The organism is Sulfitobacter sp. IGS-18 (assembly GCF_059628195.1).
In genome coordinates this window covers 477,882-496,590 of sequence record NZ_JCAQIH010000002.1, presented here as the reverse complement: position 1 = coordinate 496,590, position 18,709 = coordinate 477,882, and the positions used below count along the sequence as shown (strand labels likewise).

Here is an 18,709-nt window from a genome sequence, read left to right as displayed (position 1 = left end):
GCAGGTCAGGCGGCAGTCGGTGCCTCGAAAACCCGCCCCAGAGGCTCCAGCCTCATGCCGGGGGCGAGGTTCCTGAACGGCAGGCTTGCCGGGCTGACCGGCATCGGGCCTGGCGCCGTACAGGTCAGGATCGTTTCTGCGATGCCGTCGAAATCGGCCCGAAAATGCACCGAGCTCTTGTTGACAAGTATCGCCTGTTTCTCCGGTTCGATCCCGACAAAGCGATACATCTCGCGATCGGCCATCTGTGCCTTGTTCGTGGTGACCACCACGCGCACATCACCGATACGCAGGCAGGCTGAGGGACCCATGTCCAGGGGCGCGCCACCATAGAACGGTCCCTTCGCCACAAGTTTGCCGTCAGACAGGGCCTCGACCGTAAAGCGCCCCTCGAACGGCGTGTCGCCCGCAATGCCCGAGAAACCGCCAAGTGCGATTTCTATTTCGGCCCCCTGTCCCGCTTCGTGTGCTGCCGCTGCCGCGCGCGGGTCGACCATATTGCCCAGGGCCGCCCGTTGCGCGCCCCGTGCGACCAGCGCGCGCAACATCCCCGTGGTGTTGCTGTCGCCCCCCGCGCCGGGATTGTCCTGCGTATCCGCGATCACCACCGGACGGCTTGCGCAACGGGCAATGCGCATCGCCTCGTTTACACCCGCCTCAGGCTCAAAGGTCTCTCCCGCCAGCTCCGGCTCCGCCGCCAGAACGGCCTGCTCTATGGCATCCGCCGCGTGATCGGCATCGGCTTGCGTTTCACCATAGCATATCACGGTCGGACCACAGCCGGGAAAATCCGCCGCCGGAAAGCCGAAGAAGAACGACGTGCTGGCCACGCCGCCACCCTCCTGTTCCGCGACCAGTTCGTAAATCCGCTGCCCCGGTTGCGCCCTTGTGCTCTGCCAGGCGATCGGCACCAGGAAGGGCAGCCGCCGGAACGCCGCGGCAAAGGGCGCCCCCCGCGCCATCAGCGCATCCAGCTGCGCCGCGGCCCGGTGCCCCGTCTCGGCCATATCCACATGGGGATAGGTACGAAACCCCACCAGCACGTCGGCCGCATCCACCATATCCTGGGTGATGTTTCCATGCAGGTCGAGAGCCGCGGCAATCGGGACATGCGGCCCCACCACCTCGCGCAGGCGCTTGAGCAGCCGGCCCTCGCCATCATCCTCGTGTTCCGCCACCATCGCGCCGTGCAGGTCGATAAAGACACCGTCCAGCGCGCCGGCCCCCGCAATGCCCGAAACTATCTCGTCACTGATGCTTTCATAGGCATCTTTTGAAACATGGGCCGACGGTATGGCACCCGCCCAGAGGATTGGCACCATCTCCCAGCCCGCCGATTCGCCAAACTGGACCGCGCCGCCAATTCCAAGGTTGATGTCGCGCCCCTGGCTCAGAACGGCCTTCCCACGAGCCAGGGGCATGTAACCACCCCCCTGCACAAAGTCCGCCATGCGCGCTTTCGTAGGCGCGAAAGTGTTTGTTTCATGTAGAAATCCGGCCAGAGCCACGCGCTTTGACATCTTGTTTCCCCCGACTTGTGCTGACGGCGGTCCGACCTCGGCCCGCTTGTCCGTCGCCCACAGAAGTATTGCTAGACAATACAACTACATCGTATAGAAATCGTATGCCGCCGCCTTACCCGGCGTCAATGCCGCTGTGTCAGGAAAGCGATAATGTTCAGGAATACGATACGCGCCGAAACCGGCCGCTCCGCCAATCTGGAAGAGGAACGCGCCAGTCCGCTTTTCGTCCGATCCGTGGAAAAGGCGATGGCGGTGCTGTCGGCCTTTCACCAGACCGAAGGGCCCCTGACCCTCTCGGAAGTCGCGTCACGTGCCGGGCTCGACCGCAGCGCGGCCCAGCGGATGGTCCATACCATGCGCGCCCTTGGCTACATCAGCCGCGACGCAAACGGGCACGGCTATGTCCCCGGCGTCAGCATCCTGGATCACACGCTCGATTTTCTGCGTCTGAATCCGCTGGTACGGCAGGCCACACCGGTCCTGCAGGAACTGCGCACCACGGTGCGCGAACGGATCGACCTGTCGCTCTTCGATGACCTCCGCATGGTCTATGCCGTGCGTCTCCAGACCAAGCGTCAGACCTTCAACGCCTCTATCGTCGGCCACAGCGTGCCGACATTCTGCACCTCCGGCGGGTTGGCCATCCTGGCCCGCCTGCCCGAAGACACCGCCCGCGATCTTGTTGCCCGCTCGGACAGGCGGCCCTTCACCCCGAACACGATGACCGAAATTGACGAAATCATGCAGGCTGTCGAACAGACCCGCGCGCAGGGCTATGCGCTGGCACTGAACCAGATCCTGTCAGGCGAAATCGCCATGGGTTTTGCGATCCTCGACAGCAAGGGCGCACCGGTCGCCGCCATTCACATCGCGGGCTCGCTTGCCGAGTGGACCCCCGAAGAGTTCCGCGCCCGCACCGCACCGCTTGGCCAGCAGGCCGCACGCGCCCTCAGCAAGTACTGATCTTCCCGAGGAGACATCCCATGACAACGATCAAACTGCCCGGCCTCTCGGCCCCTGCCAGCATCTCAATCGACACATGGGGCATGGCGCATATCCGCGCGGAGACCCAACAAGACGCTTTTTTCCTGCAGGGGTTCAACGCCGCGCGCGACCGGCTCTGGCAGATTGACCTCTGGCGCAAGCGCGGGTTGGGCCTGCTGGCCGCCGACTTTGGGCCCGGCTATCTGATGCAGGACCGCGCCGCGCGTTTGTTTCTCTATCGTGGAGAGATGGATCGGGAATGGGCCGCCTATGGCGAAGATTCCCGGGAAATCTGCACGGCTTTCGCCGCAGGCATCAATGCCGCTGTCGATCTGGTGCTTGCGGGTGACCTGCCCCTGCCGCCCGAATTCGCCGAGTTAGGGACTGAACCGGCCCATTGGCTGCCCGAGGATGTGGTGCGCATCCGCACCCATTGTCTCGCCCGCAACGCGGCGTCGGAACTGGCGCGTCTGCAGGTCCATACCCTTGCCGACCCGGAAACCGATCTCTTGCGTGTGCCCCTGTCCCCTCCCGTGCCGGACAGCGAATGGGACGTCACAACCGACAAGCGCCTGCCTTCAGATGCGCTGGCGGTCTACGAGCTTGCCACGGCACCCGTGACCTTCCAGCGCGCCCGGCTTGACGCGACGCTGGAGGAGGCACCGCTATGGTCCAGTGTGGACGCGCGAAAGACCGTGCAACGCGCAACACCACCCGAAGGCTCTAACAACTGGGCCATTGCGCCGGGCCAGACGGACACCGGCCGCGCCATCATGGCAAGCGACCCGCACCGCGCCCATGCCGCACCCTCCCTGCGCTACATGGTCCATCTCACCGCGCCGGGCCTCGACATAATCGGCGCGGGAGAGCCCTCTTCTCCCGGCATCATGGCCGGCCACAACGGCACCGCGGCCTTCAGCCTCACGATCTTCTGCGCTGATCAGGAGGACGTCATGGTTTACGACCTGACCGAGGACGGCAACGCCTACCGCTTTGGCACCGGGACCGAGGCGATCACCTGGGTAGAAGAGAAATTTGCGGTGAAAGATGCGCCGGAACAGTCTCTAACCCTGGGCTTTACCCGTCACGGCCCATTGGTCCATGCGCGGGACAATGTCGGCGTCGCTGTCCGCACTGTCTTTACCGATCCGGGCACGTCGCCCTACATGGGGTCCCTCAAATCCATGCGCAGCACCAGCGTGCCAAACTTCCGCAAGGCACTTGCCACATGGGGCGCGCCCTCGGTCAACATGGTCTATGCCGATACCGTCGGCGATATCTGCTGGCAGGCGGCGGCCTATGTCCCGCGCCGCTCCGGCTGGCGCGGCCTGACCCCGGTGCCGGGCGATGGCCGCTTTGAATGGCAGGGATACATGACCGCCGAGGATCTGCCCGCCATTACCAACCCCGAGCGCGGCTTTGTCCATTCCGCGAACGAGATGAACCTGCCGGACACCTGGGATCACGATGCCCGGCCCGTCGGCTTTGAATGGTTCGAGGACGGCCGCGCCGACCGCATCGCCGACGTGATCGCCAGGGGTGGTGCCCGAAACGTGGCCGACAATTGCGCATTGCAAACCGATACCTATTCGGCCCTGGCCGAAGAGCTTTGCGCGATGCTGCCCGCCAGCGCCCCCTCCCCGGCCCGAGGATTGCTGCAGGCCTGGGACGGCTATGCGCGGGCTTCTTCCGCCGCGGCACTTCTTTATGAGATCTGGTTGTCCCGGCACCTGCGCCCCGCCCTGCTGGATCGGGTGGCGGAGGATCCCGCCCTGCGCGCCGTTCTTGTTCCGGGCAGCGTGCCTACCGTCCTGCGCCTGCTGCGCGGCGATCTTCCAGGCCTTGCTGCCCGGGCAGCACCGGACCGCGATGCGCTTCTGGCCGGCACGCTGCAGACCGCCTGGGAAGAAGCCTGCGAAACCTACGGCAAGGACACCACCAGATGGCAATGGGGCGACCTGCACCAGGGCTATTTCAATCACGCGCTGACCCCGATCGGCGGCAAGCAGGATATCGGCCCCCTGCCGACCGGCGGGGCGGGTGGCACCGTGATGCTGGGCCACTACGAAGCGGCGGACTACCGGGTGACCATCGGCGCCTCGGTCCGCATGGTTGTGGACGTGGGCGCATGGGACAACAGCGTCTGGATCAACACGCCCGGCCAGTCCGCCCTGCCGGACAGCCCCCACTACGCCGATCTGGCGCCGCTCTGGGCTGCGGGGGATTACGTGCCGATGCTCTATTCGGCGGAAGCCGTGGATTCCGCGACCAGATCCCGGATCAACCTAGTCCCCTAAGGGGTTCAAACCGCACCATTGCGCGATGAACAGCGCCAGAACCACCGTCAGCTTGCGGATCGATTCCAGTTCGACGCGTTCATCGAAGCCGTGAATATTCTGTGCTGTAGGCCCGATGCAAAAGGCCGGAATGTCATAGTAGAGACCATAAAACCGCGTGTCCGTCAGCGCCGTCATCTTGTGCTCGGCGATCTGCGCGCCCGCACCCATGACCTGCGCGTGGGCCGCGCGCATCACTGCCAGCGCCGGGTCGGCGTCAGGCCCCAGCACGTATCCTTCGGCCTGGAAACCGTTCCAGATCACCTCGGGCGGGTTGTTGGACAGGAAAGGATGGTCGCGCGCCGCCCCCGACACGCGGGCCTCGATCTCGGCCTTGGCAGCCTCCAGATCCTGCCCCGGCAGCACGCCCATCCGGCAGTCGATGTCGCACCAGGCCGGCACGCTCGATGCCCAGTCCCCGCCCTCGATCTTGCCCGCATTGAAGTTCAGCGGGTGCGGCACGTCATGATAGACCGGGTCCTGCGCCGCGCGCGCGTTCCACTCCGCCTCCATTTCTTGCAAAGCGGCAAGAATATCATAGCCCGCCATGATCGCGTTCGACCCTTCGCCCGCGACCGACACATGCACCGGCTTGCCCCGCACCCGCAGCCGAAACCAAAGTGCCCCCACCTGAGCGCGGTTGATCGTCAGGCTCGATGGCTCCGGCAGAACCGCGACATCGGCGCGGTAGCCCCGCTGCAGGGTCGAAAGCGCGCCAAGTCCCGTGCTTTCCTCCTCGATTACCGACTGGAAATGCACGGTCGCCGCAGGCTCGAACCCGGCGGCCTTGAGCGCATCCAGCGCATAAAGGGCGGCGACCGTGCCGGCTTTCATGTCTCCTGCCCCGCGGCCGTTCATCCAGCCGTTCTCGATCACCGGGTCGAAGGGGTGATACTTCCACATCTCGACCGGCCCGGTCGGCACCACGTCCAGATGCCCCTGCAGGATCAGCGAACGCCCTTTTGTCCGGGCACTGTGATGGCTGCCGACCACACTTCGCGCGCGTGAAAAATCACCGTGGATCGGCCCGAAACCCGGCAGGTGCTCAAGGTCTTCCAGCCGGATCGTCCAGTCATCCACCTTGTAGCCCCGTTGCCGCAGCGCCTGCGCCATGAAATCCTGGGCGGCACCTTCCTCGAACCTCAGGCTCGGGATTGCGACGAAATCCGCCAGAAACCCGACCTGGGCCTCGAACCCCGCATCGACGGCTTTGGTGATCCGCTCCAAAGCGCCATCCGGCAGTGGAAGGGGTGTGCTGTCCGTGGTCATTGAAAGCTCCTGCAATCGGTTTCGCCCAGACTTGGCCCATTACAGGGCCGCGTCAATCGCCCAGACCGCCTTCGGCTTCAATCTCCGTCACGTCCTGACCGGAACCAGGCAAGGAAAGCACGATGTCAGGTCGCGAGCTGTTCAAAAAGCCGCGCAACCGCCTCTGCCCCCGGATCCACGTGACCGTCCAATTGTTCGGCACTGATATAGGAGGCCCGCCCCGCCTTTGCCTTCGTGATTGTTGCGGTATGAGCCGCACCGCTCCGCGCGGCGAGGGCCGCATCGGCAAGGCCCTTGGCTTCCAACTCGTCCAGCGCGGGCTTCAGCGCATCGACCATGGTGCGGTCGCCGATCTGTGCGCCCCCGATCTTCTGCATGCGGGCCAGGCCCTCCTTGAGTGACGCGATCATGCCAAGCCCGCTCGAAGCCGCGTCCCCCGCGGCGGTAAAGAAGATTGCCAGCAATACGCCGGAGGACCCGCCCATCGTCTGGCTCAGTTCCTGACCGATGGCCCGGAAAAGCTGCGTGTGGTCCGCCAGCGGCATCCGGTCCAGCGCGTCGATCAGTGCCCGCGCCGCGCCTGCCAGTGTCGAACCGGTATCGCCATCCCCGGACTTCGCGTCGAGCGCGTTCAGGTCTGCCTCCGCCGAGATCAGAACCTGACAGCATTTGGTCAGGAAGGCGGCCGTGTCCTTGTGCTGTGACGGGATCGGCTGGATCGGGCGCAGACCGTCGGGCAATTCCACCACGGAAACGGGTTTGATCGCCTTGCAGCCGGGCCACGCCGACGGGCTGCAAGGCGCGGCAAGCAATGCCTGGTCCTCTGCCGAATATGCATAAACAGAGACTGAAAAGCCCCGCATGTCGAGCGAGGTCATCAGCGATGCGGGCCCCACGATCAGCTTGAGGTTCTTGCCAATATCCGATTGCGTCAGGTCATTGGCCAGGATCGACATTTCAAGCACCGAGGCACCGCCAAGGTTGTTCAACAAGACGACATGGGGCTTGGATTTCATGACCTTTGCCAGCTTTTCGGTGACGGCAGCAACCGCCTGCCGCGCGTTCTGATAAGCGATCTGCTGAACCCCGGCCTCCCCGTGAATACCCAGTCCCAACTCTGCCTTTCCCGCGCCGATGCGGTTTTCCTTGGGTGAACCCGGCACGGTACATGTGTCCAGGGACATGCCGATGGTGCTGGTTCCGGCAATGACCCGCTCGGCTGCCGAGGTGATCTTGTCCAGCGGTTCACCGCTTTCGGCCAGGGCGCCCGCAATCTTGTGCACGAAAAGCGTGCCGGCGACGCCCCGCGGCTGCGGAAGATCGGGCAGCGCAATGTCGTCATCGACGATCACCATGTTGACCTTGAGCCCGAAAGCCCGCGCCCGTTCTGCCGCGAGGCCAAAGTTCAGCCGGTCGCCGGTGTAGTTCTTGACGATCAGCAGACATCCGGCCGGGCCGGTCACCGCCAGTATGCCCGCCAGCACGGCATCCACGGAGGGGGATGCAAAAACATCCCCGCATACCGCAGCCGTCAGCATCCCCTTGCCAACGAACCCGGCATGGGCAGGCTCATGGCCCGACCCGCCCCCGGACACCAGCGCCACCTTTGATTTGTCCCAATCCGCCCGCACCACCACGCGGATGTGCGGATAACCGTCGAGACGGGCCAGTTCGCCACCAGAAGCCTGCAGAAGTCCGTCGATCGCCTCAGTGACGGTTGCTTCCTTTTCGTTGATGAATTGAGCCATGGTATCCTCCCTCAGGCCAGACGAGCGCCGGACGCGTCAAAGTAAAAAGGTTTCTCGGGCCGAATCTTGACCCGATCTCCCGGTTTCAGCTCTGTGTGCGCATCGGTCACGGTGACGATATCGTGCGATTTGAAACGCAGGTGCAGTCGTGTCTGGTCGCCCAGTCGCTCGACCCGCTCGACGCGGCTTTCCTCGCCATCGCCCTGGCGGATCTGTTCCGGTCTCAGCCCGATCGTCTTTGCCCCCTCCGGCGCCCCGCCGAATACCTCTGCGGGCAGCACGTTGATCCGCGGCTGGCCCAACCTGCTTGCCGCGTAGATGCTGACCGGCTGTTCGTAGATTTCGCGCGGTGGGCCGAACTGCACCAGGCGCCCCTTGTCCAGCACACCCACATGTGTGGCCATCGTCATCGCCTCGATCTGGTCATGGGTCACATAAAGCAGCGTTGCGCCGGAATCGGCCTGAATGGACTTCAGTTCAACCCTCAGATCGGCACGTAGCTTGGCATCCAGCGAGCTGAGCGGTTCATCCATGAGGAACACCGCAGGATCGCGCACCAATGCACGCCCGATGGAAACCCGCTGCATTTCCCCGCCCGAAAGCGCGGTCGCCTTGTTGTCCAGCTTGTGGGAGATTTGCAGCATCTCGCCCACCTCACCGACCTTGCGGTCGATCTCTTTCTGCGATGTCTTCAAGATCGGGGATTTCAGGGGGAATTCCAGATTCTGCCGGACCGTCAGATGCGGGTAGAGCGAGTATTGCTGAAACACCATCGCCACGTCACGCTGGGCCGGCATCAGCCCGGCCATGTCGCGCCCGCCGATCATGACCGTCCCGAGATCAGGCGTATCAAGCCCGGAAACCATCCGCAGTGTCGTCGTCTTTCCCGCGCCCGTGGGACCAAGCAGCACCACGAATGAGCCATCGGGCACCGTCATCGTGACATCACTCAGCGCGACATCATTCCCATATCGTTTGGTAATTCCCGTCAAGGTGACCTCAGCCATGGTCCAGCACTCCTGCATTGGCTTGCGACCGCAGCGCGCGACCTTTTTGCTGGTCGAACAGCGAAATGGTCCGCGCGTCGAACCGCAGGCCTGTGGTTGTCCCCACCTCCACCCGTTCCGCGCTGGCGACGCGGGCCTTGAGGGCCCCGTTGGCCGTGTCCAGCGTCACGATCTGGGTTGTCCCGAGATATTCCGTCGCCATCACCCGGCCCCGGTACGGCGCGTCACCATCCAGGGTCACATGCTCGGGCCGAACGCCCAGCGTCAGTTTCCCCTTGGCCCCCTCAATGCTCGGGGGAACCTTCACCTCGACATCGTTCAACCGGACCTCATCGCCACCGGCACCGATCACGCCTTCGAAATCGAGAAAATTCATCGGCGGCGAGCCGATGAACTGTGCCACGAACCTGGTCGCGGGCCAGTCGTAGATGTCCTGCGGCACCCCGAACTGCTCAACCACCCCATGGTTCATGACCACGATCTTGTCGCCCATTTGCATCGCCTCAAGCTGATCATGGGTCACATAGACAGTTGTCGCCTTCATCCTGTCGTGCAAGGCGCGCAATTCCTCCGACATGCGTTCGCGAAATTCGGCATCCAGTGCGCCAAGCGGCTCATCCATGAGAAACGCCTTTGGGTCGCGCACGATGGCCCGTCCCAGGGCCACCCGCTGACGATCCCCGCCCGACAGGCCGCCCACGGGCCGGTCCAGAATATCGGTAACGCCAAGGATTTCGGCAACCTCCTCGACCTTGGCCTTGATCCTTGCCCTCGGCATCCCCTGGCTTTTCAGCGGATAGCTGATGTTGCCCCGCACGTTCATATGCGGGTAGAGCGCGAACATCTGGAAAACAAAGGCAATGTCCCGCTGGCTCGCCGGTTTCTGGCCAACCTCTTCGCCGTCGATGAAAATGCGCCCCGAAGTGGGCAATTCCAACCCTGCCATCATGCGAAGGGTCGTGGTCTTGCCGCAACCCGAAGGCCCGAGAAGCATGAAGAACTCGCCGTCCTCGATCGTGAAGGTCGAGGACTTCACCGCATTGAAGCTGCCGAAATCCTTGCGCAGGTTCTCAATCCGTATCTGTGCCATGCGACTACTCCGGAAAATGGCTGACGATGATGAACATCACCGTGCCTGTCAGCGTGACGATGAACGAATAGGTGTAGAGCCCCAGGAAGAATGGCTGCATCAGCATCACCACACCGGCCGCGATCAGGATCGTCGCCAGCATTTCCCAGGGGCCGCGGAGGAATATCCGCGCGGCGGGATGCGCGCGATACCCTTCGTCCGGTTGCCCGCGCGTATCGGTCACTTCCGGCTTCGGGGTGCCTTTGCGCTCACGGTCCATCTGGGCTTCGGTCAGGCTCTCGTCGGGGTCGAAGGGTGAATTGCTCATTTGCGAACGGCTCCGAATGTGATCCCGCGCAGCAGGTGCTTGCGCAGCAGGATCGTGAAAATCATGACCGGGACGAGGAATATCGTCGCCCCCGCTGCAACAGCGGGCCAGTCCTTGCCGGAGGTGCCGATGATGGTCGGGATGAACGGTGGTGCCGTCTGCGCCGTGCCCGATGTCAGCAGCACCGCAAAGGCATATTCATTCCACGCAAAGATCAGGCAGAATATTGCGGTCGATGCGATGCCCGTTGCCGCCTGCGGCAGCACCACCTTGTAGAATGCCTGGAACCGCGTGTAGCCGTCGATCAGCGCCGCTTCCTCGTATTCCACGGGGATCTCGTCGATGAAACCCTTGAGAAGCCAGACCGACAGAGACAGGTTCACGGCTGTATAGAGCAGGATCATTCCGAGGTGCGTATCGTTCAGGCCGAGGTTCCGAAACATCAGAAAGATCGGGATCGCCACGGCAATTGGCGGCATCATCCGCGTGGACAAGATGAAGAACAGAAGGTCATCCTTGAGCGGCACCCGGAAGCGGCTGAACGCATAGGCGGCGGCAGTGCCAAGGATCATGCAAAGCGCCGTCGACCCGAAACCGATGATGATGGAGTTCAGGAACCGCTCGCCGTAGCGCGACGCACCGGTGATGACCGTGCCCTGATCCCGCGCGATCTGCTCGTACCAGGTTTCGGGCGGGCCTGCGGCCTCCAGCATGTCGCTGGTCGCGCGGGTGCGGTCCGTGAACAGGTTCACATAGCCTTCGAGCGTCGGCTCGAATACCACCTTGGGCGGATATGCGATGGAATCCGGCCCCGATTTGAAGCCCGTCGCGATGATCCACAGCAGCGGCGCGATGGTAATCAGCGCATAGCAGACGACCAATATACCGGCGATCCACTTGATGCCCTTGCCAGGTTCCGTGATCGAATAGCTCATCGTTCTTTCACCTTGTTCAATGCCTTGACGTAGATGGAGGCGAGGCCGAAGACGGTGACGAACAGGATCACCGCATAGGCCGAGGAATAGCCCGTGCGCCATCTTTCGAAGGCTTCCCGCTTCAGGTCGATCGACGTGAGCGTCGTGGTATTCCCCGGGCCGCCCCCGGTCAGCTGCACCACCAGGTCGAACATCTTGAAATTCTCGATCCCGCGGAACAGCACGGCCAGCATCAGGAAGGGCAGCACCATCGGCACCGTGATTGTCCAGAACTGCCGCCACTTGCTGGCGCGATCACATTCCGCTGCCTCATAGATGCTGTCAGGAATGGACCGCAGTCCGGCCAGACAGATCAGCATCACAAAGGGGGACCACATCCAGGTATCCGCGATAACAATGGCCCAGGGCGCGAGATTCACGCTGCCGATCATCGAAAAGCTCGCCGGGTCGACCCCGGTGAAGAACGCGACCACGTAGTTGAACAATCCGATTTGCGGTTGGTAAAGGAAGGTCCAGAAGTTCCCGACCACCGCGGGCGACAGCATCATCGGAAAGACGATGATCGTGGTCCAGAGGTCGTTGCCCTTGAATTTCTTGTTGATCAGGAAGGCCAGGAAAAAGCCGATCAGGACCTGGAACACGATGGTCCAGAACAGAAAATGCGCCGTTGCCTGCATCGTGGCCCAGATGTCCGGGTCGGTCAGGATCCGTTCATAATTGCGCAGACCGACCCATTCGACATCGCGGTTCGGGCGGTTCACGCGGAAATCGGTAAAGCTGAGCCTGATCGTCCAGATCAGCGGAAAGATATTTACGGCCAGCAGCAGAAAGATTGTCGGAGCCACGAAAAGCCATGCGATGCTGCGATCGGACAGACCCTTTATGCGGCGGGCCACGGTCTTGGGCGTGGCTCGGGCGAGCTTGTCGATGGAAGTGTCTGTCATTGTTCCTGTCCTTTGACGCGCGGATAAGTCGGGCGTCCAGATATCCTCGGCATAGGCATCCTGACGGCCCGCCGGGCCGCCAGGTGCGGTCAGCCCCCCAAAGGGAACCGACGGGGAGGAGCCCTATATTTTGCCTTCGTCCTCGAACACTTCGGTCCAGTCACGCACCAGACCGTCAAGCGCTTCCTTCGCGGTGCCGTCACCAGCCACCACGTAATTGTGGACACGTTCCTGCATCGCCAGCAGCAGATCCGCATAGGCCGGTTCCGCCCAGAAATCTTTCACGATTGCCATGCTGTCGAGAAAGGTCTGCGCGTAGGGCTGGCTTTCGGCGAACCCCGGATCTTCGACCACAGCGCGCAGCGCCGAGTAACCGCCCAGTTCCCACCACTTTGCCTGAATCTCGGGCTGCGCGAACCACTGGATATATTCCAGCGCCGCATCCTGCTTGTCCGAATAGGCCACGACAGAAATCCCCTGCCCGCCCAGTTGCGCAAACTGGCCCGCAGGCCCTGCCGGATTGGGGAAATAGCCCGACTTTCCGCCGCCCACGTTCGGATCGGCTTCAACACCTGGCCAGATGAAGGCAAAATTCATCTGAAGCGCCACCTGGCCTGATTTATAGGCATCGATATTCTCGCCCATGTACCAGTTGGACGAGCCCGGCGGCGTCGCGGTGTCGTAAAGATCCTTGTAGAATTCCAGCGCTGCAACAGCGCCATCGGAATTCACATAGCCCTCCAGGTCATAGGGCTTGTCCGGATTCTCGTACATGAACCCGTAGTTATAAAGCGCGTTGGTCACCCCCATGGTGATCCCTTCCGAGCCACGCTCGGTATAGATCGCGGCGCCGTAAACCGTGGTGCCGTCAATGTCCCGGCCCTGAAAGAACTGCGCAATCTCCTTCAGCTCTTCCAATGTCGTCGGCACGCCAAGCGCGCGGCCATATTTGGCCTTGAACGCCTCCTGCAGTTCCGGGCGTTCGAACCAATCCTTGCGATAGGTCCAGCCAACGACGTCCCCAAAGGCCGGCAAGGCATAATAGTTCGGCGTGTTCTTGGGCCATTCCGCATAGCCGGTGACAGTTGCCGGAATGAAATCGGCCATGTCGATGCCATTGGCCTCGAAGAATTCATTCAACTTCACGTAATGACCGTTCTCGGCACCGCCGCCGATCCACTGGCTGTCGCCGATCATCAGATCGCACAATTGCCCCCCTGAATTCAGCTCGTTGAGCATCCGGTCCGCAAATGAGGTCCAGGGCACGAATTCAAAATTCATGGTGTGACCTGATTCCGCCTCGAAATTCTTGGACAGTTCGACCAGGGCATTGGCCGGGTCCCAGGCAGCCCAACACAGCGTCAGATCCTCGGCCAGGGCCGAAGTCGCGGCAGAGCTTGCGATAAGTGACGACAGGACAGCTGTCGTCAGGTGTTTCGTCTTCATTTCGAAATCCTCCCAGTTTCATCGCCACGGCCCTCCTGCCGCGACTTAACTCGCCCGAGCGTAAATGAGGTGCGCACCTCAAGGCAAGAACTATTTGAGGTGCGCACCTCATTTAGCTTGTGATTTCCTCCAAAATTGTCAAAGATGGGGTGGTTATCCTATGAAATCAGAGCTTTGACAGAATGAGACCAACGATAAAGGACCTGGCCAACGCTGCAGGCGTGAGTCTGGCGACCGTGGACAGGGTGCTCAATGGCCGGTCCGGCGTACGGGAAAAGACGGTCAAAACTGTCAATGACGCCATTGAAAGAATCGGGTTTCAACGGAACCAGGTTGCCGCGACCCTGGCGCGACAGAGAGGATACAGGTTCGTATTCGCCCTGCCCCGATCAGGCGATGAATTCCTGATGGAGATCATAGACCGAATAGCGGAATTCGACAGCGCCAGCCGTGCTGAGATGATCGAGGCGGATGTCATTCGAATTGACGATCAGGATCCGCATGAGGCTGCGCGCAACCTCTCGAACCTGTCCGCAGAGGATGTCGACGGCGTCGCCATCATGGCGCCCGAAACCCCGCAGATCCGCGACGCCCTGCTGAGGATGAGAGAACGTGGCATCCAGACGATACCGCTTGTCGCCGACCAGCAGGACGATGGGGAACATGGCTTTGTCGGCATTGACAACAGGGCAGCAGGGGCAACCGCAGGCCGCTTGATGGCCCGTTTCATCGGGAACAAGGAAGGGTCGGTTCTTGTCCTGACCGAAACCACCCAGGCGCGCGACAGCCTCGAACGCAGGCTTGGCTTCGATGGGATCATCAATGCGGAATATCCGAACCTGAAGGTGCTTCCGACCCTTGAAACCTACGGGGATCCGGACCGGACGGAAAACATCCTGCACAATGCAATCCGAACCCACAGCGACATCCTGGGCATCTACTTCATGGGAGTGGAGGCCCGCATCCCGCTGGAAAAAGGGCGCCGCGCCGGTGTCATCCGGGATCGTGTGACGATAGCCCACGAACGCACACCCTCAACTGAGCTGGCCCTGAAAAATGGTGAACTGGACGCCGTGATCCATCAGGACCCCGGGCATCTGGTGCGCAGCGCAATCAGGATCCTGCGGGCAAAATGCGAAAACCGCGCCACCCTCGCGTCGCAGGAACGCATACGTATCGAAGTGCTCATTCTCGAAAACCTGTGATTGGGAAAGTTCATTAGCCCATGTGGGCCACAGGCATCACAATGCGTCCATAATCTCACGCAGCCAGCCGGGTAAAACCGTGAACAAAGGCGATCTCGCCCAGGACACCTGGTTGACTGTGCTGATCACCTCCAACCTTTGTAATGTCGCATTTGCAGATCGCAGGGATCAGAGGCCTTGCCGATAACCGTGCTGCCTTTTCAAAGTGGCATGGTCACTCTCGGCGCGGATAAGGTGACGCTCGGCCCGCCTGAACAGCGCCAGATTGCTTGGACTTGGTTACAAGGACACCTACCGCCAGGTGAGATGCGTTGCAACATGACGATGCCGTCCAGGAAATTTGGGCACTTCATGGTGAATGCTCAGGTGCCGATTCTGGTGGTCCTTTCCCGCATGGTCTTATAACATAGCATGTGCAAAATCATATCGGTCAGCAAGGCAAAAGAGTGTTTATTTACAGTGCATTTGATGAAGACATAGAGACACCGCTGTACCACGCTGAGGCGATGATATCCGCATTCAGTTTGAGGCAACACAGCAAAGAACCAATTGTCTTACACTCGAATTCACGCGTGTTGGCGGACAGATTGGCGGAGCCTTCCTGGTCACCATTCTCTGAAGTGATTGTGACCGATGTGCCGCGCGACCATCCCAAACTTCAAAAGTTGGAGGCCATCGCTGCGTCACCTTTTGAGAAGACAGTGTTTCTGGACACAGACACTTTTATCTTGGGTGATCTGGCAAGAGTATTTGATTTTGGGCCCTTTGACATAGCCGCGTGCCAGCCGCCATACCGCCAGAGCGTTTGCAGTATGGACGCCGCGGTCAAGGAAGAATGGAGCAGGCGCTGGAAACTCAATTCTGGTGTGGTGTTCCTGAACGGCAGCCAGCGCGATGTCATGGACAGTTGGCTTGCCGACTACAAAGACCGCCTAACATCCGCTGACCACCCCGGAAAAGTGATGGATCAGCCTTCGTTCCAGCAAGCTTTGATGAAGCATCAGCCAGATATTTTTACGCTCCCCAACAACTACAATTTTCGTCTGTGTTTTGGCGGTTACCTCAGTGGAGCCTGCTTTGTTGTGCACACCCACGCAGGCGTTTCGATCCGACCCGTGATGCAAAACCTTAATGACCTTGAAGCGATCAGGGCGTTGATTGACAAAGTTGCCTCGATCAATTCTATTTTGGTCGGGGTGTCGTTTCCCACCATGGCGGACCTGACGATGGCTCAAGAGGACCTGCACAAAATGCAATTTGTACGCAATGCCGTAGGCAAAAAAGTTGACGGCTGAATGAAGCGCATTGTCCTTCATATTGGATCGGCCAAAACAGGTTCCACATATATCCAAAAACGCCTGCGACTTGATGCAGACTACGTCCGGTCACGAGGCATATTTGTGCCTGTTCTGGACGAAGTGAAACGCATTGCGGGGAATGCCAAATTGCTTGCGGCCTGCCTGTCCAAGGAACGGACCTATGATTTCAAACGTGCTTTTCCAAGGATTGACCCGACAGTTCTTGACCCGCAAAATCTAGTGGACCGGTTGTTGGCGAATTGGCAGCCCGACAATGAAACGGTCGTGCTATCCGCCGAAGACTTTCGCCATTTTCACGCGAAAACCCTAAAGGAAATGCTGCCTCAAGACGTTGAAGTGACCGTCGTCTTGTTCATTCGAAGGCAGGATCACTGGATTACTTCACTTTATAGCCAATGGATCAAAACCGGAAGTTTTTGCGGCAGCATGTCCGATTTTCTGGCTACATTAGAAGACCCGACGACGCTCCGATACCGCGCGCCAGACTGGTTCAGGGACTATGAAGTCTGGATGCAACATTTCGGGTCCTGCCAGATCGTTTTTTTCGATGAAGCGCGTGACGACTTGCTAGGCAGCTTCCTGACCGCGGCACAGCTGCCCGATTTGCCCGACTTGCCCCAGATTGACCCCCAACAAGTCAGGCTGAGCGGGCATCAGATCGCTTATATTCTTGAAGCGGGGAGGCGTTATTCCGGGGACGCCTACCACGCCCGCAGGATCATCGCACGCAATACGCCGCCAGAAGAGGCAGTTAAGCTTCGGCTTCTTTCAGACGTGCAGCTGGCGAAAACCAAGAGTGACTATCAACCATCCAACGAAAAGTTATTGGCAGCGTTGGCGCGCCAAACGGATGACCCTCTGCTCGACATTCCAACAACCTTAAGCCCAGGCATGACCTTGGCGCAGGTTTGGCAGTCAGAAAAATATGAAGCATATAAAACGGACTGCGAACTATCGCTGGAAGCTACGGGGAAATAACGCTTGGGCCTAGAAACAAACAATAATGGCAGCGGCGCGAAAGGTTCGGGACATCAGGCAATTGTAGGCGACCCCACCAGGCGCTGATCCCAGGCCCGACGAACACTCAAAGGAGTTTTGCATTGATATTTGTCTCTAGGAAACTGATCTACATCCATGTCCAGAAGACCGGCGGAAATTCCGTGACCACTGCGTTACTGCCTTTCTCTGACGACCGGATGACGGCGCACAAGTACCAGGACTCTATCGACAGGTTTGGCCTTTCAGGTGAATTTACAAAGCGTAAGCATGCACTTTTGTCTGACTACAAGACTGCGCTTGGCTCCACATTCAATGACTACAAAGTCGCTGTGCCAGTACGCGACCCGATAGAGAGAGCAATTTCACTTTACTTTTCTCCCCGTCGCTGGATGGTGGAAAAAGACGGCATTTGGGAAAAAACACCTCCGCGATGGGACATTGGCGAGTTCGAAGCGTTCATGAGAAAGTGCTTTACGCTGACCGACTACATTTCGGTTGATGGCAAGGTTCAGATGCCCGATCACGTCATCCGCTTCACGCACCTTGATGAAGACTTCAAAGCACTTTGCGATGAATACGACTTCCAACCCGAAGGGTTGAACTTGCCTAAACTCAACCAATCGCCCGCCTCCACGGCGTTGCGCAAATTGGCATTGGATGACCAAAGGACGGTCGAAATCATCAAAGACCATTTCGCAGCTGATTTCGACCTGGTTGAACGTTTGCTGTGAAACATGATGGCATCGTCAAGTTATTGGCGATCTTGGCAGTGGAAATACGGACACCGGATCTCAAACAGCTTTCAGTTCATATGTGATGTCGCCCCAGAACCAATGTGAGTCAGCTCTGGATTGAAAGTAGAAAGCCGCGGACAGGGCTTTACGGCACCGCATCCAGGCGGTCAAAGTTGGCTTCCGGTCCGCGACGCAGCATCGAGAGCCATCCCTCGATTTCTTCAAGAGCGCCATCTGCAAGGCGGCATGGGCGACGGGTGCCGTCTATGCGCCGCGTGATGAGGCCGGATTCTTCAAGAACCTTAAGGTGGTGCGAAACAGCCGGCTGGCCCATGGCAAAGGGCCGGGCAATTTCCCCGACCGAAGTCTCGCCTGTCGCCAGACGCGCAATGATTGCCCGGCGCGTCGGGTCGGGTCGGCAAGCGCCCTGGAAAAACGAGGACGAGGAATGGCGCATGCAAGGGGGGACAGATCGGAGCCGCCTCCCTGTTTCAGGCATTGCTCTTTTCGGCAGTCTCCTGCGGTGATGCGTCGATTTTTGCCAGCGCCTCCAGCTCCTCAAGCATCCCGACCGCATGCGCAGCGTATGGGCCGATCCAGCGTTTCTGAACGTCGTGGATCGGAAGGGCGTCGAGGTGGTTCCAGCGTTCCCGGCCGCGCCGTTCGACAACCACCAGCCCGGCCTTCTCCAACACGGAGAGGTGCTGCATCACCGTGCAGCGGTCGATATCTGTCAGCGTTTCGCAAAGGGCGCCGGTGGTCTTCGGACCATCCTTGATCAGGTCGAGTATCTGACGTCGCACCCGATGGCCAAGCGCCTTGAACAAGGCGTCAAATTTATCTTCCATTGACATGTTATATTT

The 18,709-nt window shown here is 60.3% G+C and carries 17 protein-coding genes; 6 read left to right on the top strand and 11 right to left on the bottom strand.

Features of this window, described 5'->3' with window-relative positions:
• Positions 1 to 5: 5 nt before the first annotated feature.
• Positions 6 to 1,520 carry a M81 family metallopeptidase gene (locus ACWNZ3_RS20545; RefSeq protein WP_496902100.1) on the bottom strand — a complete coding sequence of 505 codons (1,515 nt, stop codon included), beginning with the start codon at positions 1,518 to 1,520 and terminating at the stop codon, positions 6 to 8.
• Between the two features lie 153 nt (positions 1,521 to 1,673).
• Here ACWNZ3_RS20545 and ACWNZ3_RS20540 point away from each other — a divergent pair, with 153 nt between their 5' ends.
• A complete protein-coding gene (locus ACWNZ3_RS20540; protein ID WP_269367487.1) occupies positions 1,674 to 2,486 on the top strand; it encodes an IclR family transcriptional regulator in 813 nt (270 codons plus the stop codon).
• A gap of 20 nt (positions 2,487 to 2,506) precedes the next feature.
• Entirely contained in the window at positions 2,507 to 4,804 is a 2,298-nt protein-coding gene (locus ACWNZ3_RS20535) for a penicillin acylase family protein (protein WP_496902099.1), read from the top strand.
• On the opposite strand, the gene ACWNZ3_RS20530 is transcribed toward ACWNZ3_RS20535, so the two are convergent.
• The 8 genes from ACWNZ3_RS20530 to ACWNZ3_RS20495 all read right to left on the bottom strand — a co-directional run bounded on the left by ACWNZ3_RS20530 (position 4,793) and on the right by ACWNZ3_RS20495 (position 13,589).
• The gene (locus tag ACWNZ3_RS20530) at positions 4,793 to 6,112 is read right to left on the bottom strand and encodes an ArgE/DapE family deacylase (RefSeq protein ID WP_496902098.1); all 1,320 of its coding nucleotides are present in this window, start codon (positions 6,110 to 6,112) and stop codon (positions 4,793 to 4,795) included. The two genes, ACWNZ3_RS20535 and ACWNZ3_RS20530, sit on opposite strands and share 12 nt — an antisense overlap.
• A gap of 125 nt (positions 6,113 to 6,237) precedes the next feature.
• A complete protein-coding gene (locus ACWNZ3_RS20525; RefSeq protein WP_496902097.1) occupies positions 6,238 to 7,860 on the bottom strand; it encodes a dihydroxyacetone kinase subunit DhaK in 1,623 nt (540 codons plus the stop codon).
• Positions 7,861 to 7,871: 11 nt separating this feature from the next.
• Entirely contained in the window at positions 7,872 to 8,867 is a 996-nt protein-coding gene (locus ACWNZ3_RS20520; protein WP_269367491.1) for an ABC transporter ATP-binding protein, read from the bottom strand.
• Positions 8,860 to 9,957 (bottom strand): ABC transporter ATP-binding protein, encoded by a 1,098-nt coding sequence (locus ACWNZ3_RS20515; protein WP_496902096.1) that lies wholly within the window; start codon positions 9,955 to 9,957, stop codon positions 8,860 to 8,862. Before ACWNZ3_RS20515 ends, ACWNZ3_RS20520 begins: the two co-directional genes overlap by 8 nt.
• 4 nt (positions 9,958 to 9,961) lie before the next feature.
• Entirely contained in the window at positions 9,962 to 10,264 is a 303-nt protein-coding gene (locus ACWNZ3_RS20510) for a hypothetical protein (protein WP_496902314.1), read from the bottom strand.
• The gene (locus ACWNZ3_RS20505) at positions 10,261 to 11,199 is read right to left on the bottom strand and encodes a carbohydrate ABC transporter permease (RefSeq protein ID WP_274575708.1); all 939 of its coding nucleotides are present in this window, start codon (positions 11,197 to 11,199) and stop codon (positions 10,261 to 10,263) included. Before ACWNZ3_RS20505 ends, ACWNZ3_RS20510 begins: the two co-directional genes overlap by 4 nt.
• Positions 11,196 to 12,143 carry a carbohydrate ABC transporter permease gene (locus ACWNZ3_RS20500; RefSeq protein WP_269367495.1) on the bottom strand — a complete coding sequence of 316 codons (948 nt, stop codon included), beginning with the start codon at positions 12,141 to 12,143 and terminating at the stop codon, positions 11,196 to 11,198. Before ACWNZ3_RS20500 ends, ACWNZ3_RS20505 begins: the two co-directional genes overlap by 4 nt.
• A gap of 123 nt (positions 12,144 to 12,266) precedes the next feature.
• Positions 12,267 to 13,589: an ABC transporter substrate-binding protein gene (locus ACWNZ3_RS20495; RefSeq protein ID WP_496902095.1), complete on the bottom strand. Its 1,323-nt coding sequence runs from the start codon at positions 13,587 to 13,589 to the stop codon at positions 12,267 to 12,269.
• Positions 13,590 to 13,771: 182 nt separating this feature from the next.
• On the opposite strand from ACWNZ3_RS20495, the gene ACWNZ3_RS20490 reads away from it, so the two are divergent.
• The 4 genes from ACWNZ3_RS20490 to ACWNZ3_RS20475 all read left to right on the top strand — a co-directional run bounded on the left by ACWNZ3_RS20490 (position 13,772) and on the right by ACWNZ3_RS20475 (position 17,843).
• A complete protein-coding gene (locus tag ACWNZ3_RS20490; protein WP_114276639.1) occupies positions 13,772 to 14,794 on the top strand; it encodes a LacI family DNA-binding transcriptional regulator in 1,023 nt (340 codons plus the stop codon).
• A 446-nt stretch (positions 14,795 to 15,240) separates the two neighbouring features.
• Positions 15,241 to 16,089, top strand: coding sequence for a glycosyltransferase family protein (locus ACWNZ3_RS20485; protein WP_496902094.1), 849 nt, complete (start codon positions 15,241 to 15,243; stop codon positions 16,087 to 16,089).
• The gene (locus ACWNZ3_RS20480; RefSeq protein ID WP_269367498.1) at positions 16,090 to 17,091 is read left to right on the top strand and encodes a hypothetical protein; all 1,002 of its coding nucleotides are present in this window, start codon (positions 16,090 to 16,092) and stop codon (positions 17,089 to 17,091) included.
• Between the two features lie 122 nt (positions 17,092 to 17,213).
• Entirely contained in the window at positions 17,214 to 17,843 is a 630-nt protein-coding gene (locus ACWNZ3_RS20475; protein WP_496902093.1) for a sulfotransferase family 2 domain-containing protein, read from the top strand.
• Between the two features lie 148 nt (positions 17,844 to 17,991).
• Here ACWNZ3_RS20475 and ACWNZ3_RS20470 read toward each other — a convergent pair whose 3' ends face one another.
• Positions 17,992 to 18,303 carry an ArsR/SmtB family transcription factor gene (locus ACWNZ3_RS20470; protein ID WP_496902092.1) on the bottom strand — a complete coding sequence of 104 codons (312 nt, stop codon included), beginning with the start codon at positions 18,301 to 18,303 and terminating at the stop codon, positions 17,992 to 17,994.
• 34 nt (positions 18,304 to 18,337) lie between these two features.
• Positions 18,338 to 18,700, bottom strand: a complete 363-nt coding sequence (locus tag ACWNZ3_RS20465; protein ID WP_496902091.1) for an ArsR/SmtB family transcription factor — start codon at positions 18,698 to 18,700, stop codon at positions 18,338 to 18,340.
• Between the last annotated feature and the right edge of the window lie 9 nt (positions 18,701 to 18,709).